General features: G+C 41.4%; 21 protein-coding genes. 10 read left to right on the top strand and 11 right to left on the bottom strand.

Annotated elements, in window-relative coordinates; all coding sequences use genetic code 11:
* Nucleotides 1–187 precede the first annotated feature (187 nt).
* Nucleotides 188–1,516 (top strand): LLM class flavin-dependent oxidoreductase, encoded by a 1,329-nt coding sequence (locus ASG46_RS08570; RefSeq protein WP_056704193.1) that lies wholly within the window; start codon nt 188–190, stop codon nt 1,514–1,516.
* A 38-nt stretch (nt 1,517–1,554) separates the two neighbouring features.
* Here ASG46_RS08570 and ASG46_RS08565 read toward each other — a convergent pair whose 3' ends face one another.
* Nucleotides 1,555–2,439: a LysR family transcriptional regulator gene (locus tag ASG46_RS08565; protein WP_008343536.1), complete on the bottom strand. Its 885-nt coding sequence runs from the start codon at nt 2,437–2,439 to the stop codon at nt 1,555–1,557.
* A gap of 150 nt (nt 2,440–2,589) precedes the next feature.
* On the opposite strand from ASG46_RS08565, the gene ssuE reads away from it, so the two are divergent.
* Genes ssuE through ASG46_RS08525 form a run of 8 tightly spaced genes read left to right on the top strand, consistent with a single transcriptional unit; the run spans nt 2,590 to nt 8,104 of the window.
* A complete protein-coding gene (gene ssuE, locus ASG46_RS08560; RefSeq protein WP_056704192.1) occupies nt 2,590–3,141 on the top strand; it encodes an NADPH-dependent FMN reductase in 552 nt (183 codons plus the stop codon).
* Nucleotides 3,125–4,150, top strand: a complete 1,026-nt coding sequence (locus ASG46_RS08555) for an LLM class flavin-dependent oxidoreductase (protein ID WP_039165233.1) — start codon at nt 3,125–3,127, stop codon at nt 4,148–4,150. Before ssuE ends, ASG46_RS08555 begins: the two co-directional genes overlap by 17 nt.
* Complete coding sequence (locus ASG46_RS08550) at nt 4,150–4,404, top strand: glutaredoxin family protein (protein ID WP_024719443.1); 255 nt, start codon at nt 4,150–4,152, stop codon at nt 4,402–4,404. The genes ASG46_RS08555 and ASG46_RS08550 overlap by 1 nt, the downstream gene beginning before the upstream one ends.
* A gap of 34 nt (nt 4,405–4,438) precedes the next feature.
* Nucleotides 4,439–5,002, top strand: a complete 564-nt coding sequence (locus tag ASG46_RS08545) for a GNAT family N-acetyltransferase (RefSeq protein WP_008343543.1) — start codon at nt 4,439–4,441, stop codon at nt 5,000–5,002.
* Between the two features lie 13 nt (nt 5,003–5,015).
* A complete protein-coding gene (locus tag ASG46_RS08540) occupies nt 5,016–5,777 on the top strand; it encodes an amino acid ABC transporter permease (protein WP_008343545.1) in 762 nt (253 codons plus the stop codon).
* Between the two features lie 17 nt (nt 5,778–5,794).
* Nucleotides 5,795–6,637, top strand: a complete 843-nt coding sequence (locus tag ASG46_RS08535; RefSeq protein ID WP_056704190.1) for a transporter substrate-binding domain-containing protein — start codon at nt 5,795–5,797, stop codon at nt 6,635–6,637.
* Between the two features lie 16 nt (nt 6,638–6,653).
* Nucleotides 6,654–7,364, top strand: a complete 711-nt coding sequence (locus ASG46_RS08530; RefSeq protein ID WP_008343549.1) for an amino acid ABC transporter permease — start codon at nt 6,654–6,656, stop codon at nt 7,362–7,364.
* Entirely contained in the window at nt 7,361–8,104 is a 744-nt protein-coding gene (locus ASG46_RS08525; RefSeq protein WP_046526747.1) for an amino acid ABC transporter ATP-binding protein, read from the top strand. The genes ASG46_RS08530 and ASG46_RS08525 overlap by 4 nt, the downstream gene beginning before the upstream one ends.
* A gap of 104 nt (nt 8,105–8,208) precedes the next feature.
* Here ASG46_RS08525 and ASG46_RS08520 read toward each other — a convergent pair whose 3' ends face one another.
* The 3 genes from ASG46_RS08520 to ASG46_RS08510 form a co-directional block, all read right to left on the bottom strand.
* A complete protein-coding gene (locus ASG46_RS08520; RefSeq protein WP_007497715.1) occupies nt 8,209–8,709 on the bottom strand; it encodes a YwgA family protein in 501 nt (166 codons plus the stop codon).
* Between the two features lie 30 nt (nt 8,710–8,739).
* Nucleotides 8,740–10,041 carry an HD domain-containing protein gene (locus ASG46_RS08515; RefSeq protein WP_007497716.1) on the bottom strand — a complete coding sequence of 434 codons (1,302 nt, stop codon included), beginning with the start codon at nt 10,039–10,041 and terminating at the stop codon, nt 8,740–8,742.
* 170 nt (nt 10,042–10,211) lie between these two features.
* Nucleotides 10,212–10,433, bottom strand: a complete 222-nt coding sequence (locus ASG46_RS08510; RefSeq protein WP_003215259.1) for a DUF1450 domain-containing protein — start codon at nt 10,431–10,433, stop codon at nt 10,212–10,214.
* Nucleotides 10,434–10,675: 242 nt separating this feature from the next.
* On the opposite strand from ASG46_RS08510, the gene ASG46_RS08505 reads away from it, so the two are divergent.
* Nucleotides 10,676–11,476, top strand: coding sequence for an RsfA family transcriptional regulator (locus tag ASG46_RS08505; RefSeq protein WP_056704187.1), 801 nt, complete (start codon nt 10,676–10,678; stop codon nt 11,474–11,476).
* 35 nt (nt 11,477–11,511) lie between these two features.
* Here ASG46_RS08505 and ASG46_RS08500 read toward each other — a convergent pair whose 3' ends face one another.
* The 7 genes from ASG46_RS08500 to ASG46_RS08470 all read right to left on the bottom strand — a co-directional run bounded on the left by ASG46_RS08500 (nt 11,512) and on the right by ASG46_RS08470 (nt 18,517).
* Nucleotides 11,512–11,745: a DUF5970 family protein gene (locus ASG46_RS08500; RefSeq protein ID WP_056704186.1), complete on the bottom strand. Its 234-nt coding sequence runs from the start codon at nt 11,743–11,745 to the stop codon at nt 11,512–11,514.
* Nucleotides 11,742–14,018 carry a glycosyltransferase gene (locus ASG46_RS08495; protein ID WP_056704184.1) on the bottom strand — a complete coding sequence of 759 codons (2,277 nt, stop codon included), beginning with the start codon at nt 14,016–14,018 and terminating at the stop codon, nt 11,742–11,744. Before ASG46_RS08495 ends, ASG46_RS08500 begins: the two co-directional genes overlap by 4 nt.
* A 103-nt stretch (nt 14,019–14,121) precedes the next feature.
* Nucleotides 14,122–14,607, bottom strand: a complete 486-nt coding sequence (locus tag ASG46_RS08490; RefSeq protein WP_056704181.1) for a tetratricopeptide repeat protein — start codon at nt 14,605–14,607, stop codon at nt 14,122–14,124.
* 39 nt (nt 14,608–14,646) lie between these two features.
* Complete coding sequence (locus ASG46_RS08485) at nt 14,647–15,492, bottom strand: lipoate--protein ligase family protein (protein WP_056704276.1); 846 nt, start codon at nt 15,490–15,492, stop codon at nt 14,647–14,649.
* A 236-nt stretch (nt 15,493–15,728) separates the two neighbouring features.
* Nucleotides 15,729–16,124: an SMI1/KNR4 family protein gene (locus ASG46_RS08480; protein ID WP_056704178.1), complete on the bottom strand. Its 396-nt coding sequence runs from the start codon at nt 16,122–16,124 to the stop codon at nt 15,729–15,731.
* 165 nt (nt 16,125–16,289) lie between these two features.
* On the bottom strand, nt 16,290–16,730 hold the full coding sequence (locus ASG46_RS08475; RefSeq protein ID WP_056704175.1) for an SMI1/KNR4 family protein: 441 nt from the start codon (nt 16,728–16,730) through the stop codon (nt 16,290–16,292).
* Entirely contained in the window at nt 16,730–18,517 is a 1,788-nt protein-coding gene (locus ASG46_RS08470) for a T7SS effector LXG polymorphic toxin (RefSeq protein ID WP_056704172.1), read from the bottom strand. Before ASG46_RS08470 ends, ASG46_RS08475 begins: the two co-directional genes overlap by 1 nt.
* Nucleotides 18,518–18,521: the final 4 nt, after the last annotated feature.

Genomic DNA, 18,521 nt, shown 5'->3' with positions numbered 1-18,521 from the left:
GCTTAGTAAACATCCATCTTTTTCTAAAGTGCTGTTATAGACCCAGCCACACCATATAAAGAAGCAAAAATTGATATTAGAAAAGATAAATTCAGACTTTACTGATACGAATTATACTTCTTTGCGATTCTCCCTTATGATGAAGAACATAAAACAATGCTATTTCAAAACAGAAGGGACGATCCACATGTCTGAAAACAAGCACATACAATTTGGATTGATGTTACATGGTCCAGGAGGTCATATGAATGCATGGAAGGATGAATCCGTTCCAGCAGATGCAAGTGTGAACATTGATTATTATCAAGCAATGACAAAAAAGGCTGAAGCAGCGGGTTTCCGTTTTGTCTTTGTCGCAGATGGCTTATATATTCATGAACATTCAATTCCTCATTTCTTGAACCGATTTGAACCATTAACCATCTTATCCGCTCTTGCTGCGGTCACCAAACAGATTGGACTTGTGGGCACTGTATCCACTTCCTACAGTGAGCCCTTTACCATTGCCCGGCAATTTGCATCCCTAGATAAATTAAGTAAGGGGCGGGCCGGATGGAATGTTGTGACTTCTCCACTTGAAGGCTCTGCTGAAAACCACATCATTCGTCCGCATCCTAGCCATTCACTTCGGTATGAAATTGCAGAAGAATACCTAAAAGTAGTGAACGGCCTTTGGAGCTCATGGGAAGAAGATGCTTTTTTAAGGGATCGATCAACAGGGGTTTTCTTCGATCGGGATAAACTGCACACATTAAACCATCATGGCACACACTTTTCTGTCAAAGGTCCTTTGAATATCGAACGATCTGAACAAGGGCAACCGGTGATTTTCCAGGCAGGTGCGTCAGAGGCAGGAAAGGATCTAGCCGCAAAAGAAGCGGACGCAGTATTTACGAATGCAGACTCACTTGAGAAAGCGAAAGCATATTACCGCGACGTGAAAAATAGAGCCGCAGCGCTGGGCAGAAATCCATCTGACATCAAAATTTTCCCCGGTATCCACCCGATTACAGGGAGAACAGTCGAAGAAGCAGAAGAAAAATATGAAGCCATTCAACATCTGGTCTCTATTGAAGAAGCCCTTCATTACCTGGGCAGGTTCTTTGATCACTTGGACTTCAGTCAATTTCCACTTGATGAGCCATTTCCTGATATCGGTGATGCCGGTTCAAACAGCTTTCAATCCACAACTGAATCGATTAAAAAAATGGCGAAAGAACAAAGCTTGACCTTAAGAGAAGTCGCTCTACGAGTAACCACTCCCAAAAGTGCTTTTTTCGGTACTTATGAACAAGTGGCAGACCAGCTGATCCAATGGATCGAAGAAGATGCCGCAGATGGATTTATTTTTGGCGCGCCTATTCTAGCAAGCGGTTTATCTGAATGGACGGAGCACGTCATCCCGATATTAGTAGAAAGAGGATATTACGACCCGAATTATCCAGCTCATACCCTTCGTGAAAATTTGGGTCTGCCTATCAAGAAGAATCAGTTTCTTAAACAAACAGTGAAATAAACATGAAAGAGGGGTTAGCTCAAAGGCTACCCCTCTTTTCATGTTGGTTGATGCAGTCGATTTTCGATGAGATCAATGAATTGAAGTACGGCTCTTCCTGGCGAATCATTTGTTTTCCTCAATAGACCAACTGGCGGGGAAACATGAATGCCCTTTATTTCTAATACCTTGGTGCCTGGAAGAGTAAAGGAATGAGCAGTTCGTGTAAAAAGAGAGACACCTAATCCAGCCTGAACATAATGTTTATGGGACATGCTGCTCGTAATCTCTAACTTATTGTAATTGGTCCCAATGACATCGACGATTTGTTGTTCGATTTGAATACGGATGGGGCAATTGTGTGGCGTGAATAAAATGGTCTCATCCTTTAAATCTGTCACCTCCACTACCCCTTTTTCCGCTAATCGATGGGAAGACGGGACGAGCAGCACGATATCATCTTGAAAAAGAGGCTTATAGCTATTCTCCATCGAAGCTTCTGGTGCTCCGCAAATCGCAAAATCAATCTCATCATGAGAAAGTAAGGAACTCAACGTATTCGCATCCGCTACTTGCACAGAAAATTCTACATTCGGAAACCTTTCCTTGAATTCTGCAATAAGGGCAGGAAATTCTAAGCTGGCAGTGGGCTCAGAAACACCGATGCGAATGAACCCCGCAATGCCCACTTCTAAATCTTGGAGTGTTTTCGTCAATTTCTCATATTCATTGAGTAAAGAATTGGCTCTTTCATAAAAAAGCTGTCCTGATGCTGTTAACTTTAAGGTCTTCCCTCTTTCTAGAAGCTTCTCTCCAATTTCCTCTTCTAAATGTTTGATGTGCAAAGTGATGGTTGGCTGAGAATAATTCAGCGCTTCTGCTGCTTTTAAAAAATTTCCGTATTTCACGATCGTGGCAAAGGTGCGTATCGCTCGAATCTCCATGAAAACCCCTCTTCTCCCTGTATTTTAAATATCTGAATCGTGTATTTATGATTACTAATTATACTTTTCTATTGGTTTGCCTTATTATAATTTATATTATCAACTATTCCAAGTTGTTTAGAAGGAATTATCAGAAATGGAGGAGACGAATTGGCAAAAGTAACGATTATAGCAGGCGGGCATTCTGTCCAATCTCGGTTAACCGGTGTCCTGCAGCAGATCCATCATCGTTTGGCGTTACATGGGATTGATGTTCATGTCATTCAAGTCCACCAACTTCCTAGCGGCGCCTTAATCGGAGCAGATTTTTCAAACGAAGACATTGTCAAAGCCATTGAACTTGTGAATGAGAGCGACGGTGTCATTGTGTTAACACCTGTCTACAAAGCGTCTTTTTCCGGTATTTTAAAAACTTTTTTAGATCTACTTCCCCAGAAAGCATTACAAGATAAACCCGTCCTTCCTTGTGTTTTAGGAGGAACATATGGGCATTTGCTCGTCATTGAATATGCACTTAAACCGATCATTCATCAACTCGGTGCAACTGTCGTTCAATCTGGCGTGTATGTTGTGGATCAACAGGTCACAAAGCAGGATTCAAATAGCTATGTGCTTGATCCAGATGCCACAGACAGATTAAACCTCGCACTATCTCAATATCAAAGTCTAATAGGAGGAACAGCCAATGTCGCTCACCCTTAGTATTCTTGATCAAAGCCTCGTCAGTGAAAACGAGAAAGCAGAGACCGGTATTCAGCATACTGTCAGATTGGCTGAAGCAGCAGATCAGCTTGGTTATCACAGGTTTTGGGTGTCTGAACATCACAATAATTCTCAAGTGGCAGGATCATCCCCTGAAGCCCTCGCTGGTTATCTTTTAGCAAAAACGAACCATTTGCGAATTGGGTCTGGCGGTGTCATGCTTCAGCATTACAGCCCGTTTAAGGTGGCTGAAACATTTCATGTACTGGCATCTCTAGCGCCTGGCAGAGTCGATTTAGGCGTTGGGAAAGCACCGGGAGGGTTGAACCTCTCGACACAAGCGCTTCAGGAAGATTATCAAGCGTCACGGAAAGACTTTTCTCAAAAATTAGTGGATCTCAAAACGTATCTAACTGAACAAGCAAATGAATTAAATGCTCAGCCAATTCCTAGCGTATCACCCGACATGTTCCTTCTAGGCGGCAGTATTGAGAGCGCGGAATTCGCAGCGAAACTTGGGATATCCTTTGTGTTTGCCTATTTTATTAACGGGGATGACGCATTATTAAAAGAAGCAAGAGAGACTTTTCAAAAATTCAAGACACAGAACACGCACCAGCAATTTCTTCTCGCCATCACCGTATCTGTAGCGGAAGACCACAAACAAGCCCTCTCGTACATCAAGCAAAAGGAAACAGTAAAGGTCTCCTTTTCCGATGGAAGAAAGCTTAATGTGACGTCACTAGAAGATGCAGAAAAGCTGGTGAAAGGAACAAAAAAAGAACACTACAACATTCACGTTCAAAAAACCGGTTATACCGCTGGCACAAAAGAAACCGTTCATCGCCGGCTGACTGAACTAGCCGAGACATATGATATCAACGAGTTCATTGTTCTATCTCCGATTGTAGACATTGAGGCAAGAATAGCGTCTATCACATTATTAAAAGAAGCATTTGATCATGAACTAACAGCCAAAAACCAAATAAACCAAGAGGTGAGCGTCTAATGTCAAATAAACAAAAAATCATTTTATGGAGCAAAAATGGATGCAGCTATTGTCAGGACATTCAGTCCTATTTCAACGAACAGCACATTACTTATTCAACCATTGATGTAACAGAGCATGATCATTACAGAAATATTTTAGAAGAAAAATACGGCGTCCGTTATGTGCCAGTAGTAGAAATCAGCCGTGATACCCACGTGTATCAAGCATTGCTGAATCCAGATATCGATACTTTACGAAAAGCGTTGAGCTGACATTACACACTACCCTTTTGATTGGAGGTTTGTCATGAGTCGAGATATTTTTCGCATCGCTACCGAAGAAGATGCACCGGCTTTTCTAGAATTGCTGTCCAGTGCATTTAAACCGCTTGGAGAAATGGGCATTGATTGGCCATCCACGAACGCCACACTTGAAATGGTCACAGAAAACATCAAACAATCCGTTGCTGTTGTGTTAGAACGAGACGGGCGGCTCATATCAACCATCACCATACGTTTTCCGTGGGAGAGTACTCAACCGGTCTCAGGCTATCCATTTGTTTGGTGGTTTGCCACAGCTCCGGATTTAGCCGGTCAAGGGATCGGAAATAAGCTGCTCGATTATGTAGAAAACACCTTGCTCCGGCAGACATTTAAAGCACCAGCATACACACTGGGCACTTCTGGCCGAAAGCACCCCTGGCTTCTAGAGATGTACGAACGAAAAGGCTATACAGCATATATTGAACGTGAAGCCGATAATGGCGACTTAGGTGTATTAATGTATAAAGTCCTCATCCCTGAACGGTTTGATGCCGCCATATTAGGCGCACCGCCCTCAGAAGAAAAAGTCCAAACGACTTCAACATAGGAGGTGATTCAACATGGGGGAGTTTTTCAAATGGGAGTATGTCGTCACACTCTTCCCTAAAGTATTGTCAGCCCTTCCAACAACCTTACTGATCGTTTTATTTGCCACTTTGATTGGCAGTTTTCTTGGATTCATTCTTGCTTATTTCCGAATTGAGCGTATTCCCATCCTGCATCAGCTCAGTGCAATTTATGTCTCATTTATTCGTGGAACACCTATCCTTGTGCAAATGTTTATTGTGTTTTATGGCCTGCCTGGTGTGCTTGCAACAATTGGGCTTGATATCTCCATGTGGAACAAATTGATCTTTCTGTATATTACATATGGACTCAATACAGCTGGGTATTTTTCAGAAATATTCCGATCTGCCCTATCGAGTGTCCCAGCATCTCAATATGAAGCGGCCGCCTCGATTGGACTGACGAAATGGCAGATTTATAGAAGAACGCTTATTCCTCAAGCAGGGAGAATCGCCCTTCCTAATATCGGCGTGGCCATTGTCAACTTATTACAAAATACCTCCCTCGCCTTTACATTAGGTGTGATGGACATGATAGGAAAGGTTCAAACATTAGGGGCTTTATACTATCGCGTATTAGAAGGATACTTTATTGCTGCCGTTATATTTATCATTTTAAGTATGGTGTTAGAAAAATCATTTGACCTATTGGAAAAACGGATCAATACACCGAAAACAAAAAAACAGCGTCAGACGGCATTGCTTCCCTTAAAAAGAGCCGAAGCGGCCTTTACTGTAGAAAAACGTGCAAAATAAACTGAGGAGGAATTCACATGAAAAATAACAGAATATTCAGTAATCATTACATCATCGGCCTGCTTCTACTTGGTTCATTGCTCCTTGCCGCCTGCGGAAATAATGAGCAATCGGATGAAATCAAAGCAGAAGCAAACAATAATGACCCAGATGCAAAAGAAATCGTCATCGGGACAGGGAACGCCTATCAGCCCTTCGTTTACTTAGATGAAAACGGCAAATTAACAGGCTACGAGAAGGCTGTATTAGATGAAGTGGATCAGCTGCTGCCACAATATAAGTTTAAATATGAATCCTTTGAGTTTAAAAATATTCTGCCTGCTTTAGATGCCGGTAAAGTTGATCTCGCTGCACACCAATATGAAATCAATGACGAGCGTCAGAAGAAATATCTATTTGGAAAAGTTGGCTATACAGATTATACAAGCTATGTGGTGGTGAATAAAGCATCCGGTCATGACTTTCAAAGCCTGGACGATTTAGCTGGACACAAAGTGCACACCTCTACAGGAAGTAATTTCGCTTATCTGCTAGAGCAATATAACGCAAAGCATGATCGGAAAATTGACATTGTCTACGGGGATGGCGGGAACGAAATTTTAGTCAAAAACCTGCAGAATGGCACGGTCGATGCTGCCTTACTCACAAAGTATGACGTCAATAAGCTAAACAAACAGTTCAATGCTCATCTTGTGACATCCGGAAAGTCTGTAAACGTATCTAAAACGTATTATTTATACCAAAAAAACAATACAAAACTTCAAAAGGACATTGATCAAGCCCTGCAAAAACTGATTGATAACGGCAAGCTCGCTGAATTGTCTAAAAAAATATTGGGCGGAGACTTTACTACATCATAAGAAAGGAGCGATCTGAGTGGATTTTGACGTTGCTTTTATGTTTCAGGCCTTTGTAGCCGCACTTCATTATTTGCCAACGACGCTGCTATTAGGCTTTCTTCCGCTAGTATTCGGCTCCATCTTTGGCTTCGGTATTGCCCTTATCCGTTTTTATCAAGTGCCTGTATTGTCTCCATTGTTCAAATGGTTTGTGGCGATTTTTAAAGCCATTCCTGTTGTATTAATCTTGCTCGTATCTTATCTTATTTTTTCCGATTCGCTCGATCAATTGGCTGCATCTCTTTCGCTGCCCATCCGTTTTAGCGATTTAGATAGACGATGGATTGCCATTTTCGCCCTTTCTTTATATGCCGTCAGCGGGTTATCAGAGATATTTCGAAGCTCTCTTGCGTCCATCCCAAAGGGTCAATTTGATGCCGCTCTATCCGTTGGTTTCACAGGCAGGCAGGTGTTGCGAAGAGTGATCATTCCACAAGTCTTTCCCATCTCTCTTCCTTTACTGAACAACATGCTCATCAGTTTAATCAAAGCCTCTTCTCTCGTCTCTATGGTATCTGTGGTCGATATTTTAAACGGCGCTTTAATTAAAGCCAATGTGAACTATCGTTATCTTGAAGCTTACATTGCTGTTGCCCTTATTTACTGGGCTTTGTGTGCCTCTATTGAAGCCATCACTGCTGGATATGAGAAATATGTACACAAAAGTAAAAGGGGGCGGTTCGCATGATTCACATCAAACAAGTGCATAAAGCATTCGGTCAAAACCAAATTCTAAAGGGAATTGATTTAACGGTGGAAAAAGGCGAAGTCGTTGTCATTTTAGGACCGAGCGGCTCTGGGAAATCAACATTTCTCAGATGCTTAAATTTTCTTGAGCGTGCGGATCAAGGTGAAATCAGCATTGATCAGACCACTGTCACATTCAATCAAGCAAAACCGAAAGACATTCTAGCAATTCGCAGAAAAACAGCCATGGTCTTTCAGCAATACGACCTGTTTATTCATAAAACAGCACTTGAGAATGTCATGGAAGGCTTAGTCATTGCCCGTAAACAACCGAAAGACCAAGCCTATGACACAGCACTCCAATTGCTCAAAAAAGTAGGATTACTAGAGAAAAAAGATGCCTATCCGCATCAATTATCTGGCGGACAGCAGCAGCGAGTAGGCATTGCAAGAGCACTTGCATTGAATCCGGAGGTCATTTTGTTTGATGAACCGACCTCCGCTTTAGATCCCGAGCTTGTAGGTGAAACACTTGACGTCATTAAACAGGTGGCACAAACAGGCGTCACCATGATCATCGTCACGCATGAGATGAGCTTTGCCTATGATATTGCCGACAGGGTCATTTTCATGGAAGATGGTGTGATTGTCGAATCAGGCACACCAGAAGAAGTCTTTGAACAGACGAAAGAAGAACGGACGAAACAATTTTTAGCAAGATTTTCTTATCATCATTCCTAAAAAACAAGTCGATCCATGAGGTCGACTTGTTTCTGTTTCTATATGCGTGCAAAATAAAAACCAGTCTGTTCTAGCCATTGGCTATCACAAACTGGTTCTTGTCGTTAGTTCAATTCCTTCAACTGATCAATATAAGCAAGGGCTGCCTCAAATTCTTCGTCCGTATAGCGCTGCTTGCTTTTAATGGTGAAGACCTTTTCCTTTACCTCATCTTTTGGCAGATCATCAAAGTATAAAATCGTTGAGACAAGCTCTAGAAAACGAGACGATTGCTCATTCATCTGCTGCGTCAGCACTTTGAGGTCAGGCATGTCCACTTCACACTGATCGAGAAACTCTTTCCCATTGTCCGTCAGCGAATAACGATATTGATAGTATCCGCCCTTTTTTTCCTTCATTTCGTCCAAGAATCCAAGATTGCACAGCTCTTCAATTCTGAGCGTCAACTCCTCTGAATAGGGGCCATAAAAATGAAAATCGTATTTCTCGTAAAAAGGCAAATCTAGCTTTTTTGCTATGTAAATCATTTTTTGCAGCTTCTTCCGTCCAACGATTTCCCCAGATTCAGAGAACACCTTCATCAACTTTGCATGCTCTTTCAACAAATTCCCGACATCTCCTTTTTCAGTACTTCCTTATCCCAATCCAAGCAGCTTCATGATCGCCTTCTTTTCTTCAGCTTTTTCCGACATATCTACAATTAAGTCCATCGGGAAATAAAGTTTATGATCGGTTCTTCGTTTACCGGAAATGGCGTCAACAATATCTGACTGTCTCGACAGTTCTTTAATATGACCACTTTGCGTCAAAAGGTGGATCGGCAGCCGCTCTTCTTCTTCGCCCGGTCTATAAAAGTCATAAGGCAAATCAGAGGAAGAATCGACCACTAAATAATAGTCAGGATCAATTCCTGCTTCTTTGAACAAAGCAGTCAGCTTGAAATATTTCGTCATTTCTTCGTTAGGATTAAACTCTGTATATTGGAATAAACGGCGGTTCATAAAACGGCGGCACAAATCAGCCAGCACGTGATCTTCTTCATCTTCCCACGCCTGAAAATAAAATAAGACAATGGATTCATCCAGCTTAATATAGTCCTCTGTGGTGACATTTCCTTCAAAAATTGAATAAAAATGAACCGGGGCATGTGTAAAAATGTAGCCAGTTTCATGCAGCTCTTTTGCACGATGGAGGATTTTTGTTAAAATGACCTCCGCGCTGCGGGTCACTGGGTGGAAATACACTTGCCAGTACATTTGATAGCGGCTCATAATATAATCCTCTACGGCATGCATCCCGCTCTGTTTCATCACAATCTGATCTTCTCTTGGACGCATCACGCGTAAAATACGTTCCATATCAAAGTGACCATAGCTGACGCCTGTATAGTAAGCATCACGCTGCAAGTAATCCATTCGGTCGGCATCAATTTGACTTGAAATCAAACTGACCACCTGTTTGTTTTGATACGTTTTGGCAATGACTTCTGCTACATGCTTTGGAAAATCGTCACTGACCCGGCGCAGCACTTCATTTACTTCCGTCTGCCCTAAAATGATATCTCTTGTAAACGATTCATGATCTAAATGAAAGACCTTTTCAAAGGAATGAGAAAACGGACCATGTCCAAGGTCATGAAGCAGGGCGGCACTCAGTACAAGCTCACGCTCCCCTTCATCCCATTCGGGTCTTCCTTTAAACACATCATCCACAATTCGTCTGACAATCTCGTATACACCGAGTGAATGATTAAATCGGCTGTGTTCTGCCCCATGAAACGTTAAATAAGTGGTGCCTAGCTGTTTAATTCGTCTAAGGCGCTGGAACTCTCTCGTTCCGATTAAATCCCATATCAATGCATCCCGTACGTGAACATAGCGGTGCACAGGATCTTTAAATACCTTTTCTTCGGATAATTTCCCTTTTGGATACGCCATCGTTTCGTCCCTCTTTTTTTAAGACGTGTTTCTATTATATCGGGTAACTTTTCCCGAAAACATCCTTGAATTTGCTGGCGAATGTGTTCTCATAGATTGAACGGACGTAAAAAGCCCGACCTGACAGGGACGGACCTCTTTTTAGGTCGACTGAACACATTCAGTGACATTTATTTGACTTTTTTTTGAACCTTTTCGAGTAACTCATCTTCTGTTGGTGCGGATAATGGGCGATTGTTCACAAACGCAAAAGCCTTTTTTCGTCCTGGACCGCAATACGATTGACAGCCAATCTCAATTTTTGCATCAGGGTCAACCGATTTAAGTCGAGGCAATAACGTTTTTAGGTTCGTCGCATCACAATCGTCACATACGCGAAACTCATTAGCCATGTTCTTACGCTTCCTTTCAATGATGAAACTTCATTCTATATGAAACAGTTGGACAACTAAGAGTGAATAATATACCACCCAACATTGTACATCGAAGCGACTGGAGTTGCAAGAAGCATTGTCAGCACAGAGACGTATTCACATAAAAGCTAGTATTTTCCACTATCCTTTTAGCAAACTTGTATAAACCTTCTTCAACTTGGCTAATCTAATACCATCAAATCTTATGGGGGTTTAAACACATGTCAAAACAAAGACAAGATGCTTGGTCAGAGGAAAATGATCTCCTTCTGGCAGAAACCGTCTTACGTCACGTCAGAGAGGGCAGTACACAGCTTAACGCATTTGAAGAAGTTGGAGACAAGCTAAACCGTACCTCAGCGGCATGCGGATTTAGATGGAATGCTGTCGTGAGGCATCAATATGAAAAAGCATTGGCACTTGCCAAAAAACAGCGTAAACAACGCATGCGTGCTCTCGGCAATGGACAGCCTGCGAAAAAACGTTTGCTCTATCAGCCGCAAGTTGAAGAAACGATCACACAGGAAGAGTTCTCTCAAGAACTGGAACCTGCGCAAGAAGAAACGTTTGCACCTGCAGCCGAAACAGCCGACCAGCTTCAGTTTGTGGATCAAAGCTACAATGAAGAGTTAGCTAGTTTATCACATTTATTGTCACAGGCTTCTCAAGTGACAGAGAAAAAGCCAGAAGCCAATCCATTTGGGCAGCGCCAAGAGTTAACCATTGAGGATATCATTGATTTCTTACGCCGCTATGAAGGCGATGGACAGCAATCATCTGCCTTACGGATGGAAAACAGCCGGTTAAAACGAGAAAACAACGAACTTTCACATAAAGTCACGCAGCTAGAAGCTGAAGTGAAAAAGCTTGAAAAGGATCAGCTCACCATTCAAGAAGATTATGAAACACTCGTCAAAATCATGAACCGTGCAAGAAAACTAGTTTTGTTTGAAGAGGACGACAGTGCCGCACCAACCTTTAAAATGGACCGGAACGGCAACCTTGAAAAAATGGCAGAATAAGCAAAAAGTGCTCCCCACCTGCGGGAAGCACTTTTTTAAATATCCAAAAATAGCATCACACTAAAAAGGACATTGATCAAGAAGACGAACATAAAAATATACCTAACTTGCCTCACCTGAAAATCACCAAAGATAAAAATATAAAGCCCTGCGATACCAAGCGTCAGTACAGGTTGAAGAAACAGCACGAAAAGCGAAATGCCGTAACCGGCTCCTATGATGACAGGAAGCCATAGTAAATAGAGGTAACCGCCATTTTTGGATTTCAAGAAACCACTCCCTCTCTTTCTTCTATCTGCTTGATTTCAGGCTGAACAAACTTGAGTCCGGCCATTGTACGTCTACGTTTTTGTGATGTCCAAATCGCAATCGCCGGCTGATCCGTTAGAGATTCTGTGTCAATGGTGATCAGCACTTTCCCATTTAATTCAATTGAATCTTCAAACTCAATTTTGCACCCAGATAAACTGATATCATGTATGATCACCGGCACCTTCTCTTCTAGTCGGTCCTCATAGGCGATCGTACCTGTCACACCTTGCAATGGCCTTCTCATCCATTTGCGCCGCAGAGCCTTTGGTACCTTCTCCGTTTCTCTTAAAAAGCGGAGAAACGTCCGAACGGCATACGATTTTTTCTCACGATCCGTCATCGCTACATGCTCTCGTGTGAATAAGAAACGGATCAGTGATAAATACTCTGATTTTTTTGTGTCAGTAAAGGCAACACCAACCATCAGCTTGTCTCCCTCTGGATAGCTCCAAACCACGTCACACGCCACACTTTCATTCTCTGAAAAAAATAATTGCGTTTGTCCTTGATATAGAGAAGACGCTTGGTCCAATGGAATGGATAGACGCGCACCTGAATCACTCATATCTAGTAGAAAACAAGCAATAGACTGATCTTGATGATCAGAACGAAGATGCCCCTCTTTTTCAATGACAAATCGCTCTGATTTCCGATAACGCGGTCGATCAAACGCCACAAGCAGTGCCATGAATAAGCCTGCACCGTTATAAAGCACCCAAAAAATATTAATCAACATGAGATCAGCGTTCATCGTCCCATTTACCTTCACATCGTAACCTATTTTCACAAGGGCAAGCAATGAGAGCAGCAAGAAGAGCAGATGGGGAATCATCGTTTTCAAATGAAAATGCCTTTTGTCCGTTTGAATTCCCTTCGGTGTCACCAGAAATTCAACACGTTTCTTCAAGAACAGTTCACTGAGTGCCACACCAGCTAAGTGGAATGCCATTGAACTTTCATAAATATGACTCCAAAACATACTTCTTTTTTGATTCGACACAAGTTTAAATGCTAAATACGAGCTAAAGAACGCCGGCAGCCAAAACATGAAAACGGACTGGAAATCTGCCCAGAAACTTTGAATACCAAACAATAAAAACAAAATCGGTGTGAGAATATAAATCATTTTAAACAAACCGTTAAACCAATACACAATGCCATCTAAATAAAGAACACGCTGCATAATCGTTAAGCCGCGCACCTTCAAAGGATTAAACTTACGGGCACACTGAATGTTCCCTCTCGACCAGCGATCTCTCTGCTTTAACAGATCAAGCCAGCTTTCAGGTGCCAGACCGACGGCTAATACTTCTCCGACAGACACAGATTTGAATTTCCCCTGGAGAAGCATTCCTGTTGCCATGTCTTCTGTAATCACTCCAGTAGCAAATCCGCCAATTTCATCTAATGCCGTTCTTCTAAATACCGTATTACTCCCAACATACATGACGGCATTAAACCGATCCTTACCAGCTTGGAGAGTTTGCATGAAGAAGTCCTGCTCATTTGGAATTCGATCTTTCGAGAACATATTATATTGGAAAGGATCTTCGTTATAAAACGCCTGTGGAACTTGAACAAACGCAGTTGCTCCATCATGAAAATAGGGCACTGTTTTTTCTAAAAAGGAAGGAAGAGGGACCATATCTGCATCAAGTGTCAGAATCAGCTCTCCATCCGTTTGAGACATCGCATGATTTAAATTACCTGCCTTAGCAAATCTGTTATCTGTTCTTGTCAGATAATGAACACCAAACTCAGAAGCAAGCTGCTCTACAGCTTCCCTATTGCCATCATCACATAAATAAATTTGAACGCTTTCCTTCGGATAAGAGAGATTCAAACAACCTGCAACAGTGCGTTTCAGCACCTCAATCGGTTCATTATATGTAGCTATGAAAATATCAACTGTTGGCAGCCTTTCAAGATCACTGATCATGACTTGTTTCCGATTTGAAGGCTTCCAAACAAGTGTATAAAACACAAGCAGCTGGATAAACCCAATGCATTCACAGGCAACAAGCAAAATGCCCATGACAATATTAAAAGTACCTTCATGCGGCAATGTAAAGAAGAGACGCCAGCAAATATAGGCAGCATTTGTTAACACACATAGCACAATGATGATTTTTTTCACAGTAGAAGCCATTGGCTGGATACGATATATCATATACAAAAGAGACAAAATACAAAGCATAAACAGCGGGTAATACGTGGTGATGAATGACAAAACATTTTCCTTCTTTCTTATGTCATAAAGGACTATCACATATAAAATGTCATAGCAAAGGAGGGGATTCTTTCATAACATTGCCCCTCCATTTCTATATAAATCATTTCCACAATCGATCTAACTGATCTGAATAAAAGTCAATGGCCTTTCGATAACTCAAAATAGCAGGATCGTTTGTCGTTTCAGTTAAACAGTTCAATAGTATTTCCATGGCTTTGCTATGTTCATTTAAATTATACAAAGTCATGGCATAAAACGTTTGAATGGCTTTATTATGCGGATAAGCTTCCATCGCATGGAGGAATATCTGTTTTGACTTTTCATATTCCCCTAAGGTTCTGTATGTACTTCCTAATCCTAAAAAAGCATCTTCTCTTTCTTCTGAAGACAAACCTAGCTCAAGCGCCCTCTCATAAAAAAAGACAGCTTGTTTTTCCTTCCCTAACACATCATAACTCCAAGCACATTGATAGTGAATGGAGGCATGATCTGGATACTTTTCTACAAGACGGATGAGCATGCCATTGGATTCTTGAAGTTGTCCACTTTCTCGAAGTTCAATCGCTTTCAGAAGTTTCGTTTCCATTACATCACCCCTATTTTTAAGATGGCTGGAAAGATATGTTTACGAGAACACTTTCTCATTCCGCTCAATCATCCGCGTCATGTTTTTCTCAAACTCCAGCTGTTCCTCGGTGGTCAACCCTGAAGCGGTCAGTTGCTCGCTCAGCTTTTGAAGTTCTTCAAGTAAAAGACGCATGAGAAGCGCACAGTCAATGGGTTTTCCAGTTAATTCTGATAGGGATGCCATCGTATCAGGCTGTATATCAGGGAATACCGCTTTCACCTCATGCCGTTTATCCTTTAAGGCCACCTCATAAAAACGGCGAATCAAATCAGCTCGTTCCCGGCCGCTTCCATCTGCACACAAATAGATTTGCACAGCGACCCCTCCGCGTAATCTACGCTGAGAAATGCCGGCAAATTTCTTTCCATTGATGCTCAAATCGTAGCTACCTGGACAGTAAGAGCCGACAATTTCATAGGCTTCAATGTCCACCTCATACATCGACAGCATCCGGCGGATCAATTCCACCATCGCATCATATCCTCGGTCAATATCAATGCCCTTCTTTTGTTCCGCAAAGATTAAAGACACATTCAGTACGCCTTCATCCAGCACAACAGCAAGACCGCCTGAATTGCGCACAATCACGCGATATCCCTCTTCCTCAAGAAGCTTTACACCATCTTGGAGAAATGGAAGTCTTGTATCCTGAATCCCAAGAACGATCGTATTGTGGTGCACCCAAGAACGTGCTGTCGCTGGTGAGAGTCCTTTCCCGACCGACGCACAAAGCGTATCATCCATCGCAAAAGATTGCTTTGGATCTACATAGAGTCCAAGGCTCGATTGATCTATGATTCGCCATGTCGGCTGTGTCAGTAACTCAATAGGTTCATTTTTCATGTCCTGCATATCCTCTCGTTCATAAACTGTGTTTATTATAACATGGAGGGAGAATGAGAGAGAAAAAAGCTCTATGACAAGGAACGTCACAGAGCTTTTCAACTGGATGCTTTGGTTTTCTTGTTCTTCCTTTTCGCGATGAAATAAACAGCTGTAATTAAAATGACTGGAACCCCAACCACGAGGCCCGCAGCGATCAATGTGTTCCACGGCAAATCGATCATCTCCTTAATAGACTAAACTTCTATGAAACAGCCGTGACTTACCCAGCTTAACAAGTCTTCAGCCACCAATTCCGCATGCTGAGGGTCCATCACACCAGCATCGACAATCCACACTTTTTTCTCCTCTTCTGCCTGCCGCATAAGAAATACTCGCCCGCCGCCATCATCACCAATGGCTACATAGCCGCTTGCATAATGATGGACTTCCCATGTTTTATTGCGTTCTACTATGTCCTCAGTTCCGTATAGAAGAACATCGCCTTCGACGGAACATCCATTTGTCTGTTTCAGCAATGTCTTATAAGCATGGGGTAGCAGCATGTTTAGCTGGAATTCTGCCTCTTTGATGTTTATATCAGTTTCTGGTTTGTTGATGATTAAACATGGAATTTGGGTTACATCGATCATGTGAATCCTCCTCGATGAGTGCTATGTTTATAAATTTTTGATTTATCTTTAAATTTTACTTAACAGGTCACTCAACCCATACTTATATTCCAAATTATGAATTTCGACTTTTGCAATTCTCATCTATTAGTTAATCAATGCAAAGTAACTTTTGAAAGGCTTTTATTAGTCTGCTAGTAAATCTAGATAATATTTATCATCCTCTTGTATTTTGGTTAAAAATTCTTCCAAAGAATTAGCGATTTTTATATCATAATAATATATTGCGCTTTTATCCTTTTCATTCAATTCAATTGACATTAATGCTGTCTCATTTGCTTCAAAAAAGATTAATTTGTTATTCTCAAATTCATCATAGATTTCAATGTCAGGATAAAATTCAAAATCATTAGCCCTTAATCGAAAGTCTCTTACAGAATAAGGGTCCATGATGCGATTAGTGTTAAACTCAGACCCATTAATAAAACCGTAACCTACCTCTATATAAAAACGAATTAACTCCTTAGGAAACTTTAAATCAAGTTCCTTTTCAACATCTAAGATTTCTTTTTCAGTTACTAAAAAAAAACTATTTTCTTCGTTTTTCTTAATAATTTCATATCCCATTATTTTTTAACTCCTTTAAATAATGTATTTGCGGGTGAACCTGCTCCATGTATACCTGCTTGATGCTCATTTGGAAATTTTGCAGGATGCATATTCCACCACTCATGCTCTCCTCCAAAAGTATTTTCAATTATATGGTGAGCATCATACTTATCTCCTTTTTTTCTAATTACTTTACCAGTTTTCCCTGAAATAATATTTTCATTATACACTGGCCACTTTTGTCCAGTATTTCTTTCCCACTCTTTGATTACTTTATTTTTCACACTATCAAATTTCGCCCGATGCTTAGCCGTTTCTATAGGTGACATTTTGCTATACTCTTTATTTCTTAATGCTGCTTTCAAATTATCTATTTGGTTTTTAGGTAACTCTCTTCCTGTTCGTCCTTCTATATCTCTAACATATTTTTTTATTGTATCAGAATCTATCTTACTCCCTGTACTAGTAGTAATCCTCTTTACCGCACTCTTCCCTTGATCTATCTTAAAAACATATTTCCCTATCTTCCCTATTTTCGCGATTGGGATAATTGAAGCTGCGGACAGTGCTTGTTCTGTGCTACTAATATTTTTGCTGGTTTCTGGGTCTTTGCCGGTGACGGCTCGATAACCGTCATAGATTCCGCTGTATTCTAGGATGATGTTTTCGGTTGTTGAGACAACTTCACCGTCTAATATGCGTTTCGCATTGCCACGGCTGCGGCTTTCTGGAATTTTGTCGACTTCTTCTATTTTTACTTCGCCGTTTGCGATATACGTTCGGATGATTTGTTTATTGGCGTAAACGGTGTATCGACCGCCAATAAAATCAATATCGGATGAGTCGGTGACGACTTCATCTGCTATATCGAATTCTTTTAATTTTTTAATGCCTTTGACGTTGTATAGTTTACCATTTATGACCCTGATGTCTCTATGAATCTTGTTTTTCCCGTTCACAGCTTCCCTTTGCAATGTCGTAAGTGATGGATCGTTTGCTGTGACTTGTTGATTAATATTTTTATGAGATTCGTCCCGAACCACCGTCTCCACATCCGCCTGTTGTTTCTCTCTCAGCTTCTTCAACATGATCATCATCGGATTGTCTTTCGTGTTGTCTATTTTGTCATTCAATCCGCTGATCGTGCTGCTTATTTTTTCTTCTTTTCCATTTTTGAAAATAGACCCTTTTTGATAGCTCGTGATGTCGATTTTGGGACCGGTGAACATGGTGCTTAGCGTGTTGATGTATTGCTTCATTGTTTGCAATGCACTTGTTGTTTCATTCATAGCACTTGTTTGTTCTCTGTCAAAGGCATGGAGCAGTCCAATGGTTCTGGATGTCTCAAGCCACGCTTTTTGATAGCTCTGTTGAAAAGCAGACTCGTCTACATGAGGCAAGTGAACGATATGACTGACCCTGCCGATCGCCTGGCTCACATCTGAAACAATGTCAGAAATCGCTCGCTCTGCTTTTTTTAAACCTGAATCAAGTTCGTGTTCAATAAATGCTTGTGATATAAAGCCGTGCTGATTTGATTCAAGTGTATGAAGTGCCTGCTTTGTTTGTTTGAGCGCAGAGCTGTATTCCTCAATGACAACCTGAAAAAATTGCAGGAAGGGAATATGGCATTCTGTATAAAAGGAGCGGATGGCTTGTCCCGCCTCTCCCTTTAGTGCGCCATCAAGTGAGATGATCTGTTGGATTTGTTTTTCTATGGAGCTAATTTGTTGTGATTGCTGCTTTAATGTATTCAGCGTTTGGTCAATTCCGTTTATTAGCGCAAAAGCATCAAGGGTTTTCATTGCG

This window comes from Bacillus sp. Leaf49 (assembly GCF_001426125.1).
Taxonomy (GTDB): domain Bacteria; phylum Bacillota; class Bacilli; order Bacillales; family Bacillaceae; genus Bacillus; species Bacillus altitudinis.
Note: the sequence above shows the minus strand (reverse complement) of the source record. Positions and strands in the feature narration are given on the sequence as shown.